Consider the following 20,733-nt stretch of genomic DNA (forward strand, 5'->3'; position numbering starts at 1 on the left):
CCGGGCGACATTCTCCCTTCGTGATCGAATTGCAGGTGCTGACAGCGGACGACTGGACGGTGTGGCGAGAGTTGCGGCTCGCCGCGCTCACGGACGCGCCCTCTGCTTTCGGGTCCCGGCTCGCGGACTGGCAGGGCGAGGGCGACCGGGAGGAGCGGTGGCGTGGTCGCCTGAGCATCCCCGGTTCCCACCATCTCGTCGCCGTGCTCGACGGCAAGCCGGTCGGGATGATCAGCGGTGTCCCGGGCCCGCACAGCGGTGTCGTCGAGCTGATCTCGATGTGGGTCAGCAAGGACGCACGGGGCCAGGGCGTGGGAGATCACCTGCTACGGGCGGTGGAGCGGTGGGCACGGCAGACGCGTGCCGCAGCCTTGCACCTCGCGGTCATGCCCGGCAACGCGCCCGCCTTCGCGCTGTACCGGCGCAACGGATTCCACGACACCGGGCCGGTGGGTGAGGTGCTGCCGGACGGACGCGTGGAACACGTCATGGTCAAGGCGCTCAGCGAGGCGGCGTGACCAGCCCCATCTCATAGGCCGTGATCACGAGTTGCACCCGGTCCCGCGCTGCCAGTTTGGTGAGCAGTCGGGACACGTGTGACTTGGCGGTGGCCACCGTGATGAAGAGGTCCTGGGCGATCTCGGTGTTCGACCGGCCGCGTCCGACCAGGGTCAGCACTTCCCGTTCCCGCTCGGTGATGCCCTCGACCGGCCGTGGGGCGCGCTCCGGTACGGCCTTGGGGCGTCCGATGAAGTCCGCGATCAGACGGCGCGTCACCCCGGGCGCGATCAGTGCGTCGCCGGCGGCGACCACACGGATCGCGGCGAGGATGTCGTCCAGCGCCATGTCCTTGACCACGAAGCCGCTCGCGCCGGCCCGGAGTGCGCCGTAGACGTGGTCGTCCTCGTCGAAGGTGGTCAGGACGAGGACGCGGGTCGTTGCCGGACCGGCGGTGATCAGGCGGGTGGCCTCGATCCCGTCCATGCCGGGCATCCGGATGTCCATCACCGCGACGTCCGGGCGGAGTTCGCCGACGAGCCGGACCGCTTCGGAGCCGGTGGCGGCCTCACCGACGACTTCCAGATCGGGGTGGTCGGCCATGATCACGCGCAGACCGGACCGCACCAGCGGCTGGTCGTCGGCGAGCAGGATCCGGACGGTCATCGGGCCTCCACCGGAACGGCGACGGGTGCGGGCAGCGGCAGCCGGGCTGCCACCCGGAAGCCACCCTCGGGACGCGGGCCGGTGCTGAGGTGGCCGCCCAGCAGGCCGACCCGCTCACGCATGCCGACGAGGCCGAAGCCGTGGGTCGAGCCGTCCCCGGTGGCGCCGCGCCCCTCGTCGACGACCTCCACGGACAGCTCCTCGTCCCCGTAGCCGATGGCCACCCGGCAGCTTCCGGTGCCGGCGTGGCGGACCACGTTGGTCAGCGCCTCCTGGACGATGCGGTAGGCGGACAGATCGATGTCGGCGGGCAGCGGGCGCTGCTTCCCGCTGCGGTGCACCTCGACGCGTACCCCCGCGTCCGTGGTCGTCGCCGCGAGCCGTTCGAGGTCCGCCAGCCCCGGCGCAGGTGCGAGCGGGGACTGCTTCGAGGCGGTCACGTCCCGTTCGGCCTGCCGGAGCGACACCAGTGTGCGCCGAAGTCCCGACAGGGCCTCCCGGCTGGTGGCCTCGATGGCGCGCAGGGCCTCGCGGGCCTCCGCCGGCTGGGTCTGGATGACCCTGCTCCCCACACCGGCCTGGATGGCGATGATGCCGATGCTGTGCGCGACCATGTCGTGCAACTCCCGTGCGATCCGCAGCCGTTCGGCGGTCACGGCCTCGGCCACCTCCTGCGCACGCAGCGCCACCGCGTGCTCACGGCGCTCGCGGCCGAGCAGACCGGCGATGCAGGAGCCGGACATCGCCAGGAGAGCGATCACCCCGTTGACGGTCAGGTTGTCGCCGCGCGCGAAGACGCCGATCACCAGGAGCTGCACGGTGAAGGACACGGACACGGCGACGATCGAAGCTCCCCGTGCGCGGGTGGCCACGATGAAGCCCAGGACGACGTCCACCGCCAGATACGACAGGAACTGGCCCTGATACCCGGCCGCCAGGCTCGCGTGCAGGGAGCTCGGAGTGCCCACCACCACGGCAGTGGATCCGAAGAGTGCCAGGGCCAGGGCCAGCAGCGGCATCCGTCGCAGCACGCCGACGAGCAGGCTCACGGCCAGCAGCGCCCCGACGCCGTGGACCGTGTCCGACGCCCGCGGCGCGCCCCCCACCAGCAGACCCACCATGAGGAGGTAGGAGGCACCCCCCGCCCAGGCCACGGCCTTCGTTCTCGTCATGGGCGGCAGGTCCGGTCGGGGACAGGGCCGCGGTGCGCAGCGCGCGCGGGCGGCAAGGTGATCGTTATGCGGTTCACGGCGCGAGACTAACCGCTCACCATCCGCGCGGCATCAACCCGGGGACGTACGCCCACGGGCCAACGCGGCCGCACGATTGCCGCCCACGGCCCCATGCCCGGACGGGTTCCGCTCGGCAGGGTGGGTGCCGTGATCGAAGTCAGCGAACTCACCAAGCGCTACGGCGGCAAGACCGCCGTCGACCATCTGTCCTTCACCGTCCGGCCGGGCCAGGTCACCGGATTCCTCGGCCCCAACGGAGCCGGCAAGACCACGACCCTGCGGATGATCCTCGGGCTGGACGCGCCCACCACCGGCGCGGCCACCGTCAGCGGCGTCCCCTTCCGCCACCACCCGCGCGGACTGCGGCACGTCGGCGCCCTCCTCGACGCCGGCCAGGTCCACGGCGGACGCAGCGCCGCGGCCCATCTGGCCGCCCTGGCCCGGAGCAACGGCATCCCGCGGCGCCGGGTGGACGAGGCGCTTCAGGAGGTGGGGCTGGCCGAGGCGGCGACCCGCCGCATCGGTGGCTTCTCCCTCGGCATGAAGCAGCGACTGGGCATCGCCACCGCCCTGCTCGGCGACCCGCCCGTGCTCATGTTCGACGAGCCGATCAACGGCATGGACCCGGAGGGTGTGCTGTGGGTGCGCCGGCTCTTCCGGCGCCTGGCCGCCGAGGGACGTACGGTCTTCCTCTCCAGCCACCTGATGTCGGAGATGGAGAACACCGCCGACCAGCTGGTCGTCATCGGCCGGGGCCGCCTCATCGCGGCCGAGTCGGTACGGGACTTCGCGGCCCGCGGCACCCGTGGCTGCGTCGTGGTCGCGACACCGCGGGCCGCCGAGCTGGCGGCCGTGCTGACCGCGGCGGGCGGCTCGGTCGAGCCGGAGGGACCGGCGGGCACGGAGAGGCTCGTCGTGACCGGGCTCCCTGCGGACCGCATCGGAGCGCTCGCCTTCGAGAACCGCATCCAGCTGCACGAGCTGACCACCCGCACCGCCTCACTGGAGGCGGCCTTCATGGAACTCACCGCCGACAGCGCCGAATACCTGGCAGGACAACCCCAATGACCACACTCACCTCCGTCCCCCGACGCAGCCCCGTCACCACGCCGCCCGTCCGCTTCCGCGACCTGCTCGCCTCCGAGTGGCTCAAGACGCGGTCCCTGCGCTCCACCCCGTGGACGATCGCCCTCACCGCTCTGTTCGCCTTCGGGTCCACCGCCGTGGCCTCGCTGGCGGACCAGGCCGCGGGCTCCGGCCCCGCCGATTTCCGGCCCTTCGACGCCTACCCGCCGGCCGGCTACTGGACGTTGATGCTGGTCGCCAGCAGCATGGGCGCCCTCACCGTCGTGAGTGAGTACAGCAGCGGCCTGATCCGCACCACCACCGTGGCCGTCCCCGCCCGCGGCTCGGTCGTACTGGCCAAGGCGGCCGTCACCGCCGCGCTGTGGACCGCGATCGGCACGGCCGTCTCCATGGGATCGTTCCTGGTCTCCCAGGCCATTTTGAACGGGCGTCACGCCGGGGTCCCGATCACCCACCCCGGGGTGTTCCGGCCGCTGGTGGCCACCGCGTTGCTGGCCCCGGTCTGCGCACTGGTCGGTCTGGGCCTGGGCGTTCTGTTCCGGCACGCCGCCGCGACCATGGTCATCAGCGTCTTCACGCTGCTGATGCTGCCCCCCATGTTCTCGGACGGCAGTCGCTGGTCGGCGGACATCAAACACTCGATGGTGTCGGCCGCCTGGACTCGCCTGATCCAGAACTGGGAACCCGATCCCGGATCCCTGGGCTACTCCGCCACGGTCCCCGGCTCCTGGATCGTCTATGTGCTCTGGCCGCTGATCACGGTCGCACTCGCCGTGCTCGTCGTGCGGCGCCGCGACGTGTGACCGTCCCCCCAGGGCGCGCACCTCGCGCCCTGGAACGACGCGTACGGCGACCCACTCAGTACGTGGAGACCTCTCCGCGCCCGGTGGGTACGGAGGGTGCGGTGACGTGGACCGAAGCGCCGCCGGGCGGTGGAGCGTCATGGCCACCGGCGCCGGTGGTGGGCCTCGTGGTGGTGATCGCTCGCGGCTGCCGGGCAGTGCGTGACGGCGTGGTGAGCACGGCAAGGCAGCCGACGACCGCGGCGATGCCGATCCACCCCAGCAGGGGAAGACGCTCACCGACGATCAGCACGGCCAGGACCGCCGCGACGGCGGGCTCCAGCAGTGACAGCGTGGTCGCCGTGCTCGCGGGGACGTGGGCCAGGCCCCAGCCGAACAGGACGTAGCCGATCAACATGGGGACCAGGGCCATGTAGGCGCCGACGGCCGCGTTCGACCAGGAGCTGAGCAGCGGAGCACCGGTCACCAGCAGAACGGGCAGGAGCAGCACCCCGCCGATTCCGAAGACGGTACCCATGGCGGCGCCGGAGGAGACACCGCGGCCGATCAGCCGGTGCGCCGCCCAGGAATACAGGGCGTAGGTGAGCCCGGCCACCAATCCCAACCCCACGCCGAGCACGGTCATCCGCACGGACCCGGCCCCGGGGGCGGAGTGCGCCGTCGCCGCTTCGGCCACACACAGCAGCACTGTGCCCGACATCCCCATCGCGGCACCGAACATCCAGCGGCGCGTCAGCCGGCGCCCGTCCACGACGCGCTCGATCAGGGCCGAAGCCAGCGGCGCCGAGCCGATCGACACCACCGTCCCGGCAGCGACCCCGGCCAGGTGCATGGAGCTGTAGAACGCCAGGGGGTAGAGCGCCACCGCCATCGCCCCGAGCAGCACCACACCGCGCTGCGCACGCAGGCGGGGCCCTTCCCGGGCGATACGAGGCGCGGCTATCAGGGCCTGCAGCAGTCCCCCCAGCCCCATCGCGACGGCCCCGATCGCGAGGGGGCCCACGGCCGGGGCGAAGGTCGCAGCGGTGCCCGTGGTGCCCCACAGCGCGGACGCGACGAGCACGCACAGCGACCCCGCGCCCACCGAGCGGGCCCGCTGTCCGGTGGGCCGCCTCACAGCCGGTCCAGCAGGTCCACGGCCATCGTCCGCGCATGTTCCAGACGCGTCCCCGCGCCCTCCAGACCGGCCCGCGCCATCGCTCCTTCCAGCAGGAACGCCAGGTGCTCCGCCATCGCACGCGCCTCCTCGGTCCGCCCGGGCAGCATTTCCTCCAGATGCCCGGCGAGCAGGGACTCGACTTCCTCCTTGTGCCGGCGCACCACGGCCCGCCCCTCGTCGCCAACGGGCAGCTCGGCGGCGGCATTGAGCAGACCGCACCCCCGGAAGCCGTGCTCATAGGCGAAGGCCGCGTGATCGGCGTACGCGTCGAAGACGGCGAGCACGCCGCCGCGCGCGTCGCGGGCCCCTTCCAGCCGCCGCCGGTACAGGCCCAGCCACTCCTCATGCCGGGCATCGAGGTAGGCCCTCACCAGGTCGGCCTTGGAGGAGAAGTTGTTGTACAGGCTCATCTTCGCCACGCCCGCCTCGGCGGTGATCGTGTCGATGCCCGTCGCCGCGACGCCGTCCGCGTAGAAGCGGCGCGCTGCGGCACTGAGCAGGCGCTCGCGCGCGGCCCCCCGTCGTCTCCTGGGCCGGTCTGTCTCGGTCCCGGTTTCCCTCATCGCATTCCCTGCATCCGCTCTCGATTCCCCCTCGGCTTCTAGGTAGGTCAGTCTACCTAATAGCGTCAAGCGGTGCCCGCGGTCAACGACAGGCATGTCGACTCGATGACTGGCTCGATGACTGGCCTGGGGAACTCGGTGACTGGCCTGGGGAAGATGACTGGCCTGGAAAAGGCGAAAGGCCCACGGGGCGGCCGGGCGCCGCTGTCCAAGGACGGCGGCGCCCGACGCGATGCGTCGCCTCAAGACAGCATGTTGATCTTGTACTGCATGAACCGGTAGTTCCACGGGTCGTACCACTGGCTGACGACGATGTGGAAGTTGCCGAACGTCGAGCCGGGGAGCACGAATCCGCCGTAGGGGCTGGCGACGAAGTTGGCCGCCTCCTGGCCCGGGGTGCCGGGCAGGATCATCGTCTGCTCCAGCGTCCTGGTCAGGTCCGACGTCGGGAGCGGGAAGACCATCGCCCGGATCGACAGCGGGTTCATGTTCAGCCACGTGAGGACGTACTTGCCGTCCATGGCACGGAAGCAGATCTCGCCCCACTTGCGGATGCCGAAGACGGTCGTCGGGGGCGCGCCCCACCGCCAGTCACCGTCGGCGTAGCCCCACGGTTCGTAGGCGTCCGGATTGCCGAGGCTGTCCTTGCGTACCCGGTGCAGCAGCATCCCCGACTCGACCTCGCGGTTGAAGACCGTGGACAGCACATAGCAGTAGTCGCCCTCGGCCACGGCGTAGGTCTTCTGCTGGAACTGGCCGCCGTGCAGGTCACCCGGCCACTGGCACAGGTACTCCCAGGTCTCGCCGTTGTCGGTGGAGCGCCAGAAGTCCGTGTGGTGGGTGTCGTAGATGACACCGCGCATGAGGTGCATGTACATGACGCCGTCGACGACGAACACATCGGACGGGATCGCCGTCGTGGCCTTGTCGCCGACCGGGTTGTGCGGCTCGTCGACCAGGCTGATCGCGTGATCGCCGCCGACACTGCCGTCGATACGCAGGTTGTTCAGGTCCGCGCTGCTGGAGCGCAGGCCGACCGGGGCACGCCAGTCGTCGGCACCCTCGCCCGGCTGCGGTACGTGGTCACCGTTGAAGGTGTCGCCGCCGACGAACAGCATGGTGCCGTTCGGGCACAGCACGGGGATGCCGAGGTCGGTCCACGGCGAGGCGAACGGGCCGGTCTCGGCCGGGCCGCTCAGATTCTTCACCTTGGTCGCGAAGGTCGGACTGGACGGATCGTCCGGCCCGCCGGCCACCGCCACCCCGGTACCCGAACCGACGGCCCCTGCCCCCACGGCGACACCGATGCCGATCTTGAGAAGCGTACGGCGGGAGTACCCGCCGGTCGTCGTGTCCTTCTCGCCCGATAAACGCGTCATTCTGCCGATGCCCTTTCGGAGTTGCCTCACGTGTGCCAGATGCCCTCGCGGTCGCTGTCCTCGGCGAGGGTCATGGAACAGGATCCCGCCCTTGGCGAACGGGCGCGTGACCTCCGGGAGAATTTGCCTGGCGGTGCCGCATCAGGCATGGGTGAAGTCCATGAGGCAGCGGGGCCCAGGGATGTGCCGCGCAAATGGGGTCCGGTCAACCTCGCAGGTACGGGCCAGTCGCTCCGGCCACCTACGACTTCAGAAATCTCAGCACCGCCAGGATCCGCCGGCTGTAACCGGTGGTCTGCGGCAGTTCCAGCTTGCCGAAGATGGTGTTGAGGTTCTTCTCCACCGCGCTCAACGAGATGTGCAGCTTCTGCGCGATGGCCGTGTTGGTGTGCCCTTGTGCCAGAGCCTCCAGGACGCTGCGTTCGCGAGGGGTGAGACGCGCCAGCGGGTCCGTGTGCGTGGTGCGGACGACCAGGTGCCGCACCACCTCGGGGTCGATCGCAGCGCCGCGCGCATGGACGCGTTCCAAGGCATCCAGGAACTCCTCGACCTGCGCCACCCGGTCCTTGAGGAGGTATCCCACCCCTTCCGCGCTCGCGGCCAGAAGCTGGGCCGCATAGTTGCGCTCGATGTGCTGGGACAGCATCAGCACCCCGACCTCCGGCCACCGCTCGCGGATCTCCAGTGCCGCGCGCAGCCCCTCGTCGGTGTGCGTCGGCGGCATCCGGATGTCCAGGACGACGATGTCCGGTCGCCGCGACTCCATCTCCTTCAGCAGGGACACCGCCTCACCGAAGGCAGCCGGAACCTCGTGCCCCTCTTCGACGAGCAGCCGGACCATTCCTTCCCGTAGCAGGGTCGAATCCTCGGCGATCATCACGCGCATGGCAGCTCCGCGGTAATGGTGGTCGGTCCCCCTGGCGGGCTGTCGATGTGCAGAGCGCCGTCGAGCGCGGCCACCCGGCTGCGCAACCCGCTCAGGCCGCTGCCCGAGGGATCCGCACCACCCCTGCCGTTGTCCTGGATGCGCACCGTCAGCAACCGTCCGTGGAGGACGACTTGGATCGAGACGGACGTGGCACCGGCGTGCTTGGCCGCGTTGGTCACGGACTCCGACACCACGAAGTACGCGGCGGTCTCCACCGGCTGCGGAAGCGGTCCGGCGACGTCGAACCGCGTCCGGACGGGGATACCGCATCGCTCGGACACCCCACCCAGCGCCTCCTCGAGCCCCAGGCTGTCCAGCGCCGAGGGGTAGACGCGCCAGGCCACTTCGCGCAGTTCCGCGAGGACATCCTGGGACTCCTGGTGTGCCTGGCGCAGCAGGGCGTCCGCCTGCCCGGGATCGCGCCGCCTGCGCGCACGCCCGAGCAGCATGGCGAGCGCCACCAGCCGCTGCTGCACCCCGTCGTGGAGATCCCGCTCGATGCGCCGGCGTTCCGCGTCCACCGCCTGGACCACCGCGGCCCGGCTGGTGGCCAGCTCGTCGATGCGTCGCCGCAGCAATTCCCGCTCGGAGGGGCCGAAACACTCACGGGCGCTCCGCGCATCCAATGTGGCCAGCGAAACGAGCCCCTGGAGGTCGAGGAAGAGCAGCACCCCGCCCAGGACCACCTGCATCAGCAACTCGTCCCACCGGAGCCTGCCCTGAACCGTCCCCCACAGCAGCAGCCCCGCCAGGACGACGCCGAAACCCAGCAGTCCGATCACGACGGCGCACAGCAACCCCGAACAACTGCGGACGGCCAGATAACGCAGGGTCTTCCGGTCGGACGCCCGGTAGTGCTCGGGAAAGCGGTCGCCGAAGAACCCGGACCGGCGGGATCGCTCCAGGGCTGCCAGCCGGCGGGCTCCCGTGGTGAGGATGTCCAGGGCGGCGGTTCGGGTGGGTGGCCAGACCAGGAAAGGGCCGAGGGCGGTGCCGACAAGGAGGAGGTACAGGAAGCCGAACAGGGCGGTGACGCAGCCGAGAAGCGTGCCGAGGCTTCTGCGCGGCCACGGAGGCGTCCGGGCCACCGCCGGATCGTCTCCCCCGAAGCCGTCCCGACCCGGCGGGTCCGCATGAGGATGGGTGATGGTGATGTCCGCGGAGTCCCCCTGCACGGAGCCGGAGCCTAATGCGGCCGCACACGCGGAGCAAGATCGACCAGGCTGTGCGAGGAGCGGGCCCGTCGTGCGGGAGTGCCCGTGGGATTGCCTGTGGGGGTGCGTGTGGGATTGCCTGTGGGGGTGCGTGTGAGGGGTCACGAAGTGCGCCGGTGCTGGGCCCGGTTCCGTCCCCGCAGCCGCACAGCCACGTACCCGACGAGGGCACCGACGACGAGGACCACGACCACCTTGGACAGGATCCCGACATAGCCCTCCACCACCGCCCACTGGTCACCCAGCCAGTAACCGGCCAGCACCAGCACGGAGTTCCACATCAGGCTGCCGAGCGTGGTCAGCATGACGAACACCGGCAGAGGCATCCGCTCCACCCCCGCCGGTACGGAGATGAGGCTCCGGAAGATCGGCACCATGCGGCCGAGGAAGACCGCCTTGGTGCCGTGCCTGGCGAACCACTCCTCCGTCCGCACCAGATCCGAGGCCTTCACCAGCGGCAGCTTCGCCCAGATCGCGTGCATGCGTTCGCGGCCGAAAAGCATGCCGATCCAGTAGAGGATCACGGCTCCCACAACGGAGCCGAGCGTGGTCCAGAACAGCGCCGAGACCAGGGTGAGCACTCCCTGCCCGGCGGCGAACCCGGTCAGCGGCAGGATGACCTCGCTGGGGAGCGGCGGGAAGAGGTTCTCCAGCGCGATGGCCAGACCGGCTCCCGGTCCGCCCAAGACGTCGACGAGATGGGCGGCCCAGCCCGCGATACCGTTCGCGGGCTCCTGCGGCAGGGCCAAGTACATGACGTGCATGTGCGTCTCCAAGCTGGCGGTCGGTCATCCGAGGCAGCCGCCCCGATGCCCCTCCAAGCTAGAAACCGCAGATCAGCGACGGTATGAGGATTGCCGTCCGGCCCGGTGTGGTTTTCCGCAGTGCGCAACCTGCGGAAAACCACACGGTGCAAACGGTGACATCGGCCGGGGTCTGGTCGACGATTGCGCGCCGGCGCGAAGAGCACGAAGAGCACGTTGGCGACCGTGGCCCTCTCGCCTGCCGGTCCCCCCTTCGACCGCCTGCCCCACCGGCGAGCGCCTCACCGCCTCATGACGGCGCTCTCCTGCGCACCGTTCGCTGCGGAACGTTCGATCGTGGCAAGGAGGCGGTGATAGCGGGTGGCCTCGTCGAAGTCGGGACAGGCAGGCCGGTCCTCGGTGAGGGCCTGGGCGAAGTCGCGGTAGAGCTCAGCGATCCTGAGTGCCGGCCCCGCGGGCACCGCCTCGGGGACGGTGCGGTAGGCCGCCGGCACCGCGACGGGCTCGCCGTTCACGGTGATGTTCCAGTCGGTCCAGTGCATGTACATGCCGGGGCGGCGGGGCACCGCGATCAACGTCCCCCGTTCACAGGCGAGTTTGAGGAAGAAGCCGACCTCGTCCGGTCGGTTGCCGCCGTGGACAGCCACCGACACGGTCGCCTCGTCGGCCAGCCTCCCGTGGAGCAGTACGTGCCCCGGAGTGCCGTTGCGCCGACGTTCCCCGGATCCCGCGACGGTCACCTGCTCGTGGAGGAGCGGAAGCCGCGCCGACACCGACGCCAAGGGGCCGGTGATGCGTTCCAGCGTCGCCAGGAAGTGCCCGGCCATGATGCTGACGATGGAGGCCCCGGCCGCGGGGTCGAGCGTCCAAGCCTGGTCCGATGGGATGGCGCTCCCCCCGAACGGGTCGCCGTCCGCGACCAGGACGGCCGACTCGAGGCGCCCGAGCCCGCCCTCCGCCAGCAGATCGGCAACGAACCGGACGTCGGGCGAGTGAAGGCCCTGCAGCACCACCGCATGCCGCACGCCCGCGGCGCGCGCGGCGTCGGCGAGGGACCGGGCTTCCTCGGCGTTCACCCCCAACGGCCATTCGGACACGACATGCTTGCCCGCCTCCAGGGCGGCCCTGTACCGATAGGTAAGAAACAGGAGAGGAGAGTCGCATGCCTGGTGGCCGACCGCGCGCGTTCGACGTCGACGCAGCACTCGACCGCGCACTGGACGTGTTCTGGCGCCACGGCTACGAGGGCGCGTCGCTGGCGGACCTCACCGGCGCGATGGGCATCAACAAGCCCAGCATGTATGCCGCCTTCGGCAACAAGGAGGACCTGTTCGCCACGGTTCTCGGTCGCTACCTGCGCGGGCCGGCCGCGTTCGCCGAGGCGGCGCTCACCGCGCCGACATTCGCCGAACTTGCCCAGCGCCTGGTCCTCGGCAGCGTCGAACTCACCGCGGGCGACGGCGCCTCCCGGGGCTGCCTCACCGTCAAAGGCGTGCACGCCTGCGGTCCGGGTGCCGAGCGCGCCCGGCAGGACGCAACCGCCGTGCGCAAAGCCGCCGAGGCCGCACTGCGCAGCCGCCTGGAGCAGTTGGACGACCTGCCCGCCGGAGCCGACCCGGCAACCCTGGCCTCCCTGTTGCACACCCTCACCGACGGCATCGCCGTCCAAGCCGCCTCCGGCGTCCCGCGTGCTCGACTCCAACGCGTTGCCGAAGCGGCTCTGCGACGGCGCGTGGGGCCACGACACCGGCCCGCGTTCGCCTGCAGGAGCCTGACAGACGGGCGCCGGCCAGCGCGCGGCACGCGCGCCGATCGTCCACCCGCCGGGCGGCGGTCAGCGGGTGGCGGCGCCGATCACGCGGCGTCGTGCGGTCGGTCGCGGAAGAAGCGGAGGAAGTGGCCGACGACCGCTTCGGGTTGTTCCTCGGCGATGTAGTGACCGCTGTCGGGGACTTCGACGATCTCGAGGTCGGTGACCCGGGGCGCGAGGACCGGCTCCAGGAGGGCGCGGGTGCCTTCGCCGCCGCCGAGGGCCAGCACCGGCGCACTCAGCGGAGCGTATGTCTTGCCGTCGGCGATGTCCTGGGGCAGGGCCCGGTACCAGGCGTTGCCCGCGCGGATCGCCTCGTCGCTGGAGTAGGCGCGGGCGTACACGTCCCGGTCGTGGTCGGTGAGGGCGGCGGGGTCTGCGGCGAGGTAGTCGATCATCCAGTCGATCAGCAACCGGGCCCGGCCGGCGAGGAGCCGTTCCGGCAGGTCGGGGACCTGATTGAAGGCGAACCACCACAGGAACCGGCCGGGGCCGGCATGGATGTCGCCGTCGACTTGGTGGCGCCCGGGCACCGGCAGCAGGGAGTAGCGGAAGAACCGGTCGTCGGGCGGCGCGATGTCCAACAGCGCGACCCGACGCGTCAGTTCGGGGTGGTTGGCGGCGAATGCGTACGCGACCATGCCCCCGATGTCGTGCCCCGCGATGTGCACGGCGTCATGTCCGAGGTGGCCCACCAGGCCGCGGATGTCCGCGGCCATGGCCTTCTTGCCGTACCCGCCGGCGGGTTTGTCCGAGCCTCCCATGCCGCGCAGGTCCACGGCGATGACCCGGAAGTGCTCGGCGAGTGCGGGCATGATCTTGTGGAACTGCCACCACGTCTGCGGCCATCCCCCCAACAGCAGCAGCGGATCGCCGTGGCCACCTTCCACGTAATGCAGGCGAACCCCGCCGATGTCGGCGTGACGACTGACGAACCCACCCTCCAGCGAACGTGCCAGCTCCGCTTCGGACACTGCGCCAGGCATGCGACCCCCGGGATCAAGTACGTTTGTACGGTGGAACCGTACAATAGTCGAAGCTCAACTCCCGCTGCACAGCGCACACTTGCCGTGCATGCCAACGGCCGATGTACGGATATACGGATATGCCGTAGGGTCGGACCATGCCCGCTCTCCTGCACCCGACCCGCGAACAGATCACGCTCGAGGACGTGCTGGCCGCGCTCGGGCACCCGGTGCGCATGAAGATCGTCCGGGCACTCGCATCGGGAGTGGAGACCTACTGCGGAGCGATCGAGACGGGTGCACCGAAATCCACCCTCACCCACCACTGGCGGGTCCTGCGCGAGAGCGGTGTCATCCACCTGCGCCACGAAGGCCGCAGAAACTACCTCACGTTGCGCGCGGACGATCTCGAAGCGCGCTTTCCCGGGCTCCTCACCGTCGTCTTCCCGGACACGAACGAACCGTCCTGACCGCACCGTTCGACAGACCCTTCGTGCAGCTGGGCGCGGGCCGGCGGACATCGCACGGGACGCACTGACCGCGCCGACGCGACGCCGACCGCGCCGGCCCACCTGGTGGCCCACCCGGCGGCCTCCGCGGTGAGGGCCGGTGCCGGCTCCCACCGCGTCGGATAGTTTCGCCGCATGGACCCCTCTTCGCTGCTCCGCCACCTGCGCCGTGAACTGGACGCTTTCCGGAACTGCCTTGACGGCGATCTGGCCGCGCCGGTCGAGCATTGCGGTGACTGGACGCTGCGTGAACTGGCGGAGCATCTGGGCGGTTCGAACCTCCGGGCGGCCGCCGCAGTCACCCAGAGGCGCGGTGGCTACGAGCCCCCTGCGGCGCCACGCGAACGAGCCGCCCTGGTGCGGTGGTTCGACGACACGTCGCAGACCCTGTACGAGGCATTGGACACCGATCCGTCCGCTCCCGCCTGGACGTTCCACCCACCACACACCGTCGGCTTCTGGCAGCGGCGCCGCTGCATGGAGGCGCTCATCCACCGCTGGGACGCCGAACGCGCGTCGGGCACCCCACGACCGCTCGACGCCCAACTCGCGGGCGAGGGGGTGGCCGAGGTCTTCGACACGATGGCGCCCCGGCAGATCGCCCGCGGGCGCACACCCTCACCCGCGGCCGCCCTGCGCCTGGAAGCCACCGACACCGGCGCATCGTGGGAGTACGGTCCCGGCGTACCGGTAGCCGCGCTGGCCGCGCCCGCGGAATCGTTGCTGCTTCTCCTGTGGGGCCGCATGCCACTCGACGGCGTCGCGTTCGTCTGGGACGGCGATGAGAAGGCGGGCCGGCGGATCCTGCACGGGCCCTTGACCCCCTGATCCGGGCTCGGCCGTACCGCCGCGCACCCAACGAGTGGCGAACGCAGCGGTACTGCCCGCTGCGTCACGGTGCCGCGGAATCGGCTCCGTCGAACACCTCACGATTGCGGACGATCTCGACCTGGTTTTCCTGCACCCAGCGCACCACGTGCGTGACGGTGTCGCTGAGCGAACGCCCCAGCGGGGTGAGCGCGTATTCGACGCGAGGCGGCACTTCGGCGTAAGCCGTCCGCGTGATCAGTCCGTCGCGGGTCAGTGAGCGGAGTGTCTGACTCAGCATCCGCTGGGACACACCGGCGATGCGCTCGTGCAGGACCGTAAAGCGCAACGGTCCGTCGGCGAGGGTGGTGATGACCAGGACGGTCCACTTGTCCCCGACACGGGCGAGCACGTCACGCACGAGCCCGATGGTCGCCGCGCACTCCGGCGTGACCCCGGCAGCCGCCAGCCGGTCACGCAGTACGGAATCCATGCGTCTGTCCCCTTCCCTTCGAGTGCGTAGCTTCCCTATGAGTCCGTCGCTTCCCCACGAGCCCATAGCTTCCCTACGAGTACGTAGCTGACGTGAAAGTGCGTGAGCGCGACGCCTTGATCGCTACGGCCGGACCCCGTTACATACGGATAGTAACTAATGGGCACTCGCCCGATCCGCCACGATGCCCTGCGAGGAAAAGTTGGCCACCAACACCGCCGGAACCCGTGCCGCAGACACGGACGTTGATGCCGGCACTGACGCCGACACTGACATGGACGTTGACGGACAGGTCAGCGGCGCGGTCCCAGGGGTGCGGCACGACACCTTCACGGTCGAATGCCACCTGCCCGCGCCTCCGAGCACGGTGTTCGAGGCGTTCGCCGACACTCCGGTCCGGCGCCGGTGGTTCAAGCTGCCGGGTCGCCAGGTGTCATACGACCACGACTTCACCGTGAACGGCGGCGAGACGGCGTCCAGCGTCTTCACGATTCCAGACGCACCGCCGGAACGGCTCGCATACGCATCCCGTTACCTCGACATCACGCCGGGGTCGAGGATCGTCTACGCGTACACGTCCCATGTGGACGACGTGCCGCGTTGGACCTCGCTGGTGACCGTCGAACTGCACCCGGAGGCGGACGGCACCCACGTGCGGTGGACCGAGCAAGCGGCCTTCCTCACCCCTTCCGCGGAGCCCGACCATGACTTCCCCCACCTGCGCGGCGCCACCCGCCTGCGGTTGAACGGGCTGGCGGCGGCTGTGAAATCGGATGCCAACCCCGTGCATCAGCCCGGCAAGCAGAAGTCTGATGGATGACTGGTGGCCGGTGGCTGGTGGCGGATGACTGGTGGCTGGTGGCGGATGACTGGTGGCTGGTGGCTGGTGGCTGGTGGCTGGTGACGTCAGGGAGCCTCGTTCCCACGGCCTTCGGCTCTGGTCATCGAAGCGCGTCTGCGAGCGCGATAGGCCGACGCCTTGACGCGGTTGCCGCACTCGTCCATCCCGCACCAGGTGCGCCGGGCGCCGCGTGAACGGTCGAGATAGATGCGAGTGCAGCCAGTACGGCCGCACTCCTTCAGACAGGCGTGAGGATCGCCGAGCACGGCGATCCCACTTCTGGCTATGTGAGCCAGCACTGCCGCGAGGTCTCCCGACACCTGCAGCCCGGTGTCACTGAGCTGGAGTGTGGGCACTGGCCCGGCAGCCGTGTCGTTGACGATCCCGAGGCTGCGCGGATCGAAGGGCCGGTCGAGCACCCGGTCGAGCGCGAGTTGGTAGATCGCTTCGCGCAGTGACAGCGCGGACTCGAAGGTGGCGAAGTCGGCGGTGACACCGTCGGGGAGCTCGTCACACTCGGCCACCCACCGTTCGAGGTCCACGGGCGCGGCCAGGAGGTCGGTGGGCTCGTCTCGACGAGATCCCACGGTGCCGGCCAGATCGAGGGCTGGGTTGCCGCTCACGAACGCGAAATTCACGTCACCATCTTGACCGGTGACGCACCCGTTCGGCAAGATCCGTCACCTGTTGAGATGGTGACGCGTAAGACGAACGAACGGGATAACGCATGGCCGAGATCCGCCGAACGGGAAAATGCCTGGCCGAGATCCACGGCATAGAGGCCGTGGTCTTCGATGTCCTCGGCACCCTGGTCGACGAACCCGCCGGCCTTCGGGCCGAAATCCGTGACGCGGTGCCCGCTTCCGACGACGAGACCATCGACGAGCTGCTCACCGTGTGGCAGGAGCACGTTGAGCGCGAGCAGCAACGCATCGGGCAAGGGCACCGCGCCTACGCCAACAGCGAGATCATCGATGGCGAGGCAGCGCAACGGGTGGTCGACCGTGCCGGACTCACCGATCCGGCAACCCTCGCCCGGCTGGCAACCGCCGGTCAGCGCCTGCCTGCCTGGAGCGACTCCGTCGCCGGTCTCGACCGGCTCACCCCGCACTTCCCCGTGCTGGGACTCTCCAACGCCAGCCGCGCCGCCCTGCTTCGACTCAACGCACATGCCGGGCTGCGCTGGCACCAAGCCCTGTCCGCCGAATCCGTCACGGCGTACAAGCCGGCGCCGGAGGTCTACCAACTCGCCCTCGACACCGCCGGATGTCCACCGTCACGCGTGCTCATGGTGGCCGCCCACGCCTGGGACCTCCGCGGAGCTCAGGCCAGGGGCATGCGCACCGCCTACGTCCAGCGACCGGTCGGGGATCCACCGACGCATTCCGACGCCTTCGACTGGCACTTCAACGGACTGGACGAACTGGTCACCACACTGACGGCACGGTAGCCGGACCGATCCGCAATGGCGCAGCACCGCATCACGCGTCTCGACGGAGGCACGCTCAGGCGAAGTCGCCCTGCTTGGCGGCGGGTTGGCTATGCCCTTGGCGCGCGCACGCTGCGGACTCCCACGGCCACAACCTAGGAACGAAGGTCATCGCACAAGGCTTTACGGAAGACCGTGGAGCTGCGCCGGACCGTCATGCCCACTCGTAGATAGAGGTCGAGCGCCCCGGTGTCCGAGTGCGTCCACAGCGTGCAGGAACGGCGACCCGCCCGGTGGAAGGCACGGAAGGTGTGGCGCAGCAGCAGCCGGGCGATCCCCCGCCCGCGGTGATCACGGCGTACGGCGACCTGCTCCACATAGCCCTCGTCCGTCCCCGGCACATCCAACGCCAGTGCGGCGCCCACCAGTTGATCACCCGCGAAGGCCAGAGCCGACAACGTCGGGGCGAATGCCGGCCGCTCAACGGTATGCATGGCCCACTCCTCGTAGGCCTGCCGCCGTTCCTGCCACTCGTCGAACGCATCCTGAACGAGCACATGCGCAGCGGGCCCGTCACCGTCGCGAAAGAACCTCACCGTGACACCCATCGGCGGCTCCGGCACGGCAGGCTCTTCAGACATGGCGAATTCCAACAGCCACGAGGTCACCAGCGGCTCGTACCCGCGCGAGCGCAGCAGCGCGACCGCACCCGAGTCAGCATCCGGCACCGTCTGCACGATGCCGTCGCTGCCGGCCTGCCGCGCCCGCCTCTGCGCCCAATCCAGCAGCGCAGCGCCCAAGCCCTGTCCTCGGTGCTGCGGATGCACATCGATCTCCGAGCGCCGGTCCACCCAGGCCCGGGCCGCCAGCCGCCCGGCCCGGTCAAGAACGAGCACGGTGTCGGTCTCCGGCACCAGGCCCGGCCGCACGAGATCGGCGGCGATGACCCCGGCATCGGTCTGCGTCCGTCCGTACATCTCCTGTTCACAGGCCCTGACCAGGGCGTGGATCGCCGGGATGTCGTGGGCGCTGGCGGCCCGCGAACGGTAGCCGGGCGGCAGCGACGGAACGATCAAAGACATCAGCGGATCCTAGTCGCACAGCGATTTCCCGGTCCAGGCTTCATCCCAACCCACCTCTTCCCCTCCCGCGCGTCCTCAAGACGATGGGCAGTGCCGTGGTCAGCATCAGCGCCAAGGACGCTGGAAGGTGATACCCAAGTGTTGGCGGAGCCCCTCCCGCTGCTCGGCCGTGGCCAGAACCATGATGTCGTCGTCGAGTTGCCGACCTTCCTGTACGACACAGCGAAACTCCCTGGGGCCACCCTCGGGACGGAGCGCTTCGATGGACGCCTGCGCTGCTCCCATGTCGAGGTAATCGTTCGACTCCTGCTCGATGGAGAAGGAGAAGGGTTTGCCGTTGCATGCGAAGTGCATGGTGCCCAGACCACAGTCTTCGTCGTCCGGATTGACCTTCTCAAAGCGGTAGTTGGAGACAGTGACTTGACCACCGGTGAGCGCCGCGGCCTCGTTGAGCAGCCATTCGTAGTGCTCATCGGCGAAATCGACGTCATCGGAGTGGATGGACACCGCCACGCCGAAGGATTCGAGGGCGCTTGCGATGTCGTAGCGGCGCGTGATCGGCTCGTTCGCGTAGCCGACGGCGTCGGCCAGGACGCTCTGGCCGTGCTCCCTGGTGATCATTCCAAGACCGGTGAGGACTTCGGCTATCCGCGCATAGGTGATCGGTTCCGTGTTCGACATGCAGGCATCCTGTCAGCCGCGGATGGGCGGGGCACTGCCGGCCACCCCACACGACAACGTCGGCCTTCAAGACCACAGGCACGTCTTGAAGGCCGACTTCGGTCAGTACCCCGAGTACTTCACCACGCCTCGGGGCGGTTCCGGCATCCGGTGGGTCAGCACCGTGCCGAAGGTGTGGCTCAGCTGCTGATCGGGCCCAGGGGGATGTCCGAGACAGTGAGGCTGAGGGACTTCACGGAGCCGCCGGTCAGGATGGGCACGCCATTCGGGCCCGGGGCGAACGTGGCAGTCAGGCCTTCCACGGAACCGCTGACGGACAGGCCACCCGCGACGCCGTCGAGCTCGTCGTCGGCAATCTCACGGGTCTCAATGCCGGAGGTGTTGCTCATGATGATGAGCGTCCTTCTTCTCTAGTGGTAGATCGCAATGCATGGCGCACTGCAGCGGGAACCCCTTGAATGACCCCCGCACGTGCCAGATTGCCCGCCCGCGTCGCACGTGGCGGATCAAACTCCCCACCCTTCACTCGCTGTACACACCAACTCTTGAAGCGGAAGGCCAACGTCAGGTATCCCTCGCCCCGCACGGCTCAGGAGAACGGCTGGACCTGCAGCCACTCCGTCATCGAGGTCGTCACCGACGACATGCCGTTCCTGGTCGATGCCGTTCCTGGTCGATGCCGTTCCTGGTCGATGCCGTTCCTCTGGTCGACTCGGTCACCGTCGACTCGGGTTCACCAACACGAAGCCGGTGCCGTGCTCACGTGCCGACCGGCACCACAGTCGTTCATCGTCCTGGTCGACGAGTCTTGTGCACTTGTGTGGGCTCTTCAGAGCTCTTCATCATCGGATCGCTGACGACCCTGTTCACCATCGTGCACATCCATGTGGGCGTAACGACCAGCACAGGCTTGGCATTGGTGTGCAGGTCAGCGACGGCTTGGAAGTAAAAACAGCCGGCCCGCACCGCAGATCACGCAACACACGCACCACACGCGGTCACGAGCAGCGGAGACGACCGTTCAACTAGCCCTCGTTTAAAAGGTGTTCCTTCTTACGCTCGCTACCATCGTGACAACGCATGAGAGAGCCCTACCTCGACCGGATTCCTAGGCCCGGGCGTCGAGGGGGCTCTCCCAGCGATGCACCACACAGCCCGGGCCGCGAAGACCCGAGACTCAGGCAGCCCCAGCCCCGTCACCAACCCCGGCCCGCATGCACGTGCAAGGAGCAGTGAATCTTGATCTCCCCGCGTTTACCTGCGAGGTAATGGCGTCGATCTCTCATGGCTGACGAGAATGCTGATCTCACCGCGTCGGTCATCAGACGCGGAAATCGGATCGGAGAGATGCCGTGTCGTCAGCCGCACCCACTACCACTCGCACTGCGGTGGAGGAGCTCTTGCGCCGGATCGGCGAGGGCGATCCCGCGCGCATCGCGGAAATGTATGCCGAGCAGGGCGACTGGAAGCTCGACTGGCCGGAGTCCGAGCACGGTCGTAGCGCCACCCCGTGGATCCGCCACCGTTCTACCCGCGCGGATGCCGCAGACCACTACCGCGAGCTCGCCGAGCACCACGTGCCTGGGCAGGCGGCGACCGAGATCGAGCGCATCCTCATCGACGGCAACGACGCGGTCGTGCTCGGCGAGATCCGGCAGACCGCCCGCTCCACCGGACGTGCCTATCGTGCTCGGTTCGCCCTGCACCTCACGATCGAAAACGGCCTTGTCACCCGGCACCATGTCTACGAAGACAGCCTCGCCGTGGCCCAGGCGTTCGATACGAAGGGGGCGAGCGAGGAAGGCTGAGGGCCCGAGGAGCTGG

The 20,733-nt window shown here is 69.4% G+C and carries 24 protein-coding genes and 1 pseudogene; 10 read left to right on the top strand and 15 right to left on the bottom strand.

What is annotated here, in order from left to right; genetic code table 11:
* The first annotated feature begins 20 nt into the window (after window positions 1-20).
* Window positions 21-518 (top strand): GNAT family N-acetyltransferase, encoded by a 498-nt coding sequence (locus V2J85_RS01575; protein WP_261953499.1) that lies wholly within the window; start codon window positions 21-23, stop codon window positions 516-518.
* Here the strand turns inward: V2J85_RS01575 and V2J85_RS01580 are convergent.
* Together V2J85_RS01580 and V2J85_RS01585 are read right to left on the bottom strand one after the other, a co-directional pair.
* The gene (locus tag V2J85_RS01580; RefSeq protein ID WP_261953498.1) at window positions 502-1,164 is read right to left on the bottom strand and encodes a response regulator; all 663 of its coding nucleotides are present in this window, start codon (window positions 1,162-1,164) and stop codon (window positions 502-504) included. The genes V2J85_RS01575 and V2J85_RS01580 overlap by 17 nt on opposite strands.
* Complete coding sequence (locus V2J85_RS01585; protein ID WP_330820386.1) at window positions 1,161-2,336, bottom strand: sensor histidine kinase; 1,176 nt, start codon at window positions 2,334-2,336, stop codon at window positions 1,161-1,163. The genes V2J85_RS01580 and V2J85_RS01585 overlap by 4 nt, the downstream gene beginning before the upstream one ends.
* Window positions 2,337-2,543: 207 nt before the next feature.
* Here V2J85_RS01585 and V2J85_RS01590 point away from each other — a divergent pair, with 207 nt between their 5' ends.
* Both V2J85_RS01590 and V2J85_RS01595 read left to right on the top strand, forming a co-directional pair.
* Window positions 2,544-3,464: an ATP-binding cassette domain-containing protein gene (locus V2J85_RS01590; protein WP_330820387.1), complete on the top strand. Its 921-nt coding sequence runs from the start codon at window positions 2,544-2,546 to the stop codon at window positions 3,462-3,464.
* Complete coding sequence (locus V2J85_RS01595; RefSeq protein ID WP_261953495.1) at window positions 3,461-4,285, top strand: ABC transporter permease; 825 nt, start codon at window positions 3,461-3,463, stop codon at window positions 4,283-4,285. Before V2J85_RS01590 ends, V2J85_RS01595 begins: the two co-directional genes overlap by 4 nt.
* A gap of 55 nt (window positions 4,286-4,340) precedes the next feature.
* Here V2J85_RS01595 and V2J85_RS01600 read toward each other — a convergent pair whose 3' ends face one another.
* The 7 genes from V2J85_RS01600 to V2J85_RS01630 form a co-directional block, all read right to left on the bottom strand.
* Complete coding sequence (locus V2J85_RS01600) at window positions 4,341-5,402, bottom strand: DMT family transporter (protein WP_261953494.1); 1,062 nt, start codon at window positions 5,400-5,402, stop codon at window positions 4,341-4,343.
* Entirely contained in the window at window positions 5,399-6,007 is a 609-nt protein-coding gene (locus V2J85_RS01605; RefSeq protein ID WP_261953493.1) for a TetR/AcrR family transcriptional regulator, read from the bottom strand. Before V2J85_RS01605 ends, V2J85_RS01600 begins: the two co-directional genes overlap by 4 nt.
* Window positions 6,008-6,249: 242 nt before the next feature.
* Entirely contained in the window at window positions 6,250-7,386 is a 1,137-nt protein-coding gene (locus V2J85_RS01610) for a DUF4185 domain-containing protein (RefSeq protein WP_261953492.1), read from the bottom strand.
* A 241-nt stretch (window positions 7,387-7,627) separates the two neighbouring features.
* Window positions 7,628-8,272 (bottom strand): response regulator transcription factor, encoded by a 645-nt coding sequence (locus V2J85_RS01615; RefSeq protein WP_261953491.1) that lies wholly within the window; start codon window positions 8,270-8,272, stop codon window positions 7,628-7,630.
* Complete coding sequence (locus V2J85_RS01620) at window positions 8,263-9,489, bottom strand: sensor histidine kinase (RefSeq protein ID WP_419836723.1); 1,227 nt, start codon at window positions 9,487-9,489, stop codon at window positions 8,263-8,265. Before V2J85_RS01620 ends, V2J85_RS01615 begins: the two co-directional genes overlap by 10 nt.
* A 140-nt stretch (window positions 9,490-9,629) precedes the next feature.
* The gene (locus V2J85_RS01625; RefSeq protein ID WP_330820388.1) at window positions 9,630-10,292 is read right to left on the bottom strand and encodes a DedA family protein; all 663 of its coding nucleotides are present in this window, start codon (window positions 10,290-10,292) and stop codon (window positions 9,630-9,632) included.
* A gap of 281 nt (window positions 10,293-10,573) precedes the next feature.
* Window positions 10,574-11,389, bottom strand: coding sequence for a Gfo/Idh/MocA family oxidoreductase (locus tag V2J85_RS01630; protein WP_330820389.1), 816 nt, complete (start codon window positions 11,387-11,389; stop codon window positions 10,574-10,576).
* Window positions 11,390-11,454: 65 nt separating this feature from the next.
* On the opposite strand from V2J85_RS01630, the gene V2J85_RS01635 reads away from it, so the two are divergent.
* Complete coding sequence (locus V2J85_RS01635; RefSeq protein WP_330820390.1) at window positions 11,455-12,228, top strand: TetR/AcrR family transcriptional regulator; 774 nt, start codon at window positions 11,455-11,457, stop codon at window positions 12,226-12,228.
* Here V2J85_RS01635 and V2J85_RS01640 read toward each other — a convergent pair.
* Complete coding sequence (locus V2J85_RS01640; RefSeq protein ID WP_330820391.1) at window positions 12,147-13,076, bottom strand: alpha/beta fold hydrolase; 930 nt, start codon at window positions 13,074-13,076, stop codon at window positions 12,147-12,149. The two genes, V2J85_RS01635 and V2J85_RS01640, sit on opposite strands and share 82 nt — an antisense overlap.
* A gap of 149 nt (window positions 13,077-13,225) precedes the next feature.
* Here V2J85_RS01640 and V2J85_RS01645 point away from each other — a divergent pair, with 149 nt between their 5' ends.
* Window positions 13,226-13,537, top strand: a complete 312-nt coding sequence (locus V2J85_RS01645) for an ArsR/SmtB family transcription factor (protein WP_261953486.1) — start codon at window positions 13,226-13,228, stop codon at window positions 13,535-13,537.
* 174 nt (window positions 13,538-13,711) lie between these two features.
* Entirely contained in the window at window positions 13,712-14,404 is a 693-nt protein-coding gene (locus V2J85_RS01650) for a maleylpyruvate isomerase family mycothiol-dependent enzyme (protein WP_330820392.1), read from the top strand.
* Between the two features lie 64 nt (window positions 14,405-14,468).
* On the opposite strand, the gene V2J85_RS01655 is transcribed toward V2J85_RS01650, so the two are convergent.
* A complete protein-coding gene (locus V2J85_RS01655; protein ID WP_330820393.1) occupies window positions 14,469-14,876 on the bottom strand; it encodes a winged helix-turn-helix transcriptional regulator in 408 nt (135 codons plus the stop codon).
* Between the two features lie 202 nt (window positions 14,877-15,078).
* On the opposite strand from V2J85_RS01655, the gene V2J85_RS01660 reads away from it, so the two are divergent.
* On the top strand, window positions 15,079-15,696 hold the full coding sequence (locus V2J85_RS01660; RefSeq protein ID WP_330820394.1) for an SRPBCC domain-containing protein: 618 nt from the start codon (window positions 15,079-15,081) through the stop codon (window positions 15,694-15,696).
* Window positions 15,697-15,782: 86 nt separating this feature from the next.
* Here the strand turns inward: V2J85_RS01660 and V2J85_RS01665 are convergent, their stop codons facing one another.
* Entirely contained in the window at window positions 15,783-16,355 is a 573-nt protein-coding gene (locus tag V2J85_RS01665; protein ID WP_261953482.1) for a CGNR zinc finger domain-containing protein, read from the bottom strand.
* An 89-nt stretch (window positions 16,356-16,444) separates the two neighbouring features.
* Here V2J85_RS01665 and V2J85_RS01670 point away from each other — a divergent pair, with 89 nt between their 5' ends.
* Complete coding sequence (locus tag V2J85_RS01670; protein ID WP_261953481.1) at window positions 16,445-17,167, top strand: haloacid dehalogenase type II; 723 nt, start codon at window positions 16,445-16,447, stop codon at window positions 17,165-17,167.
* A 134-nt stretch (window positions 17,168-17,301) separates the two neighbouring features.
* Here V2J85_RS01670 and V2J85_RS01675 read toward each other — a convergent pair whose 3' ends face one another.
* The 3 genes from V2J85_RS01675 to V2J85_RS01685 all read right to left on the bottom strand — a co-directional run bounded on the left by V2J85_RS01675 (window position 17,302) and on the right by V2J85_RS01685 (window position 19,298).
* Window positions 17,302-18,228 carry a GNAT family N-acetyltransferase gene (locus V2J85_RS01675; protein WP_330820395.1) on the bottom strand — a complete coding sequence of 309 codons (927 nt, stop codon included), beginning with the start codon at window positions 18,226-18,228 and terminating at the stop codon, window positions 17,302-17,304.
* 105 nt (window positions 18,229-18,333) lie between these two features.
* Window positions 18,334-18,909, bottom strand: coding sequence for a hypothetical protein (locus V2J85_RS01680; protein WP_330820396.1), 576 nt, complete (start codon window positions 18,907-18,909; stop codon window positions 18,334-18,336).
* 179 nt (window positions 18,910-19,088) lie between these two features.
* The gene (locus V2J85_RS01685) at window positions 19,089-19,298 is read right to left on the bottom strand and encodes a hypothetical protein (RefSeq protein WP_030410028.1); all 210 of its coding nucleotides are present in this window, start codon (window positions 19,296-19,298) and stop codon (window positions 19,089-19,091) included.
* Window positions 19,299-19,466: 168 nt separating this feature from the next.
* Between V2J85_RS01685 and V2J85_RS41190 the strand changes: the two are divergent.
* Both V2J85_RS41190 and V2J85_RS01690 read left to right on the top strand, forming a co-directional pair.
* A pseudogene (locus V2J85_RS41190) lies at window positions 19,467-19,577 on the top strand (hypothetical protein); the annotation flags it as partial.
* Window positions 19,578-20,261: 684 nt separating this feature from the next.
* Window positions 20,262-20,717, top strand: a complete 456-nt coding sequence (locus tag V2J85_RS01690) for a nuclear transport factor 2 family protein (protein ID WP_330820397.1) — start codon at window positions 20,262-20,264, stop codon at window positions 20,715-20,717.
* Window positions 20,718-20,733: the final 16 nt, after the last annotated feature.

This window comes from Streptomyces bugieae, assembly GCF_036352915.1.
GTDB lineage: Bacteria > Actinomycetota > Actinomycetes > Streptomycetales > Streptomycetaceae > Streptomyces > Streptomyces endophytica.

Coding starts and splice junctions, on each gene's coding strand:
- V2J85_RS01685 (WP_030410028.1), bottom strand. CDS start 19,298: ATGAGCAACACCTCCGGCATTGAGACCCGTGAGATTGCCGACGACGAG.
- V2J85_RS01680 (WP_330820396.1), bottom strand. CDS start 18,909: ATGTCGAACACGGAACCGATCACCTATGCGCGGATAGCCGAAGTCCTC.
- V2J85_RS01645 (WP_261953486.1), top strand. CDS start 13,226: ATGCCCGCTCTCCTGCACCCGACCCGCGAACAGATCACGCTCGAGGAC.
- V2J85_RS01635 (WP_330820390.1), top strand. CDS start 11,455: ATGCCTGGTGGCCGACCGCGCGCGTTCGACGTCGACGCAGCACTCGAC.
- V2J85_RS01675 (WP_330820395.1), bottom strand. CDS start 18,228: ATGTCTTTGATCGTTCCGTCGCTGCCGCCCGGCTACCGTTCGCGGGCC.
- V2J85_RS01585 (WP_330820386.1), bottom strand. CDS start 2,336: ATGACGAGAACGAAGGCCGTGGCCTGGGCGGGGGGTGCCTCCTACCTC.
- V2J85_RS01625 (WP_330820388.1), bottom strand. CDS start 10,292: ATGCACGTCATGTACTTGGCCCTGCCGCAGGAGCCCGCGAACGGTATC.
- V2J85_RS01655 (WP_330820393.1), bottom strand. CDS start 14,876: ATGGATTCCGTACTGCGTGACCGGCTGGCGGCTGCCGGGGTCACGCCG.
- V2J85_RS01615 (WP_261953491.1), bottom strand. CDS start 8,272: ATGCGCGTGATGATCGCCGAGGATTCGACCCTGCTACGGGAAGGAATG.
- V2J85_RS01670 (WP_261953481.1), top strand. CDS start 16,445: ATGGCCGAGATCCGCCGAACGGGAAAATGCCTGGCCGAGATCCACGGC.
- V2J85_RS01605 (WP_261953493.1), bottom strand. CDS start 6,007: ATGAGGGAAACCGGGACCGAGACAGACCGGCCCAGGAGACGACGGGGG.
- V2J85_RS01595 (WP_261953495.1), top strand. CDS start 3,461: ATGACCACACTCACCTCCGTCCCCCGACGCAGCCCCGTCACCACGCCG.
- V2J85_RS01580 (WP_261953498.1), bottom strand. CDS start 1,164: ATGACCGTCCGGATCCTGCTCGCCGACGACCAGCCGCTGGTGCGGTCC.
- V2J85_RS01650 (WP_330820392.1), top strand. CDS start 13,712: ATGGACCCCTCTTCGCTGCTCCGCCACCTGCGCCGTGAACTGGACGCT.
- V2J85_RS01610 (WP_261953492.1), bottom strand. CDS start 7,386: ATGACGCGTTTATCGGGCGAGAAGGACACGACGACCGGCGGGTACTCC.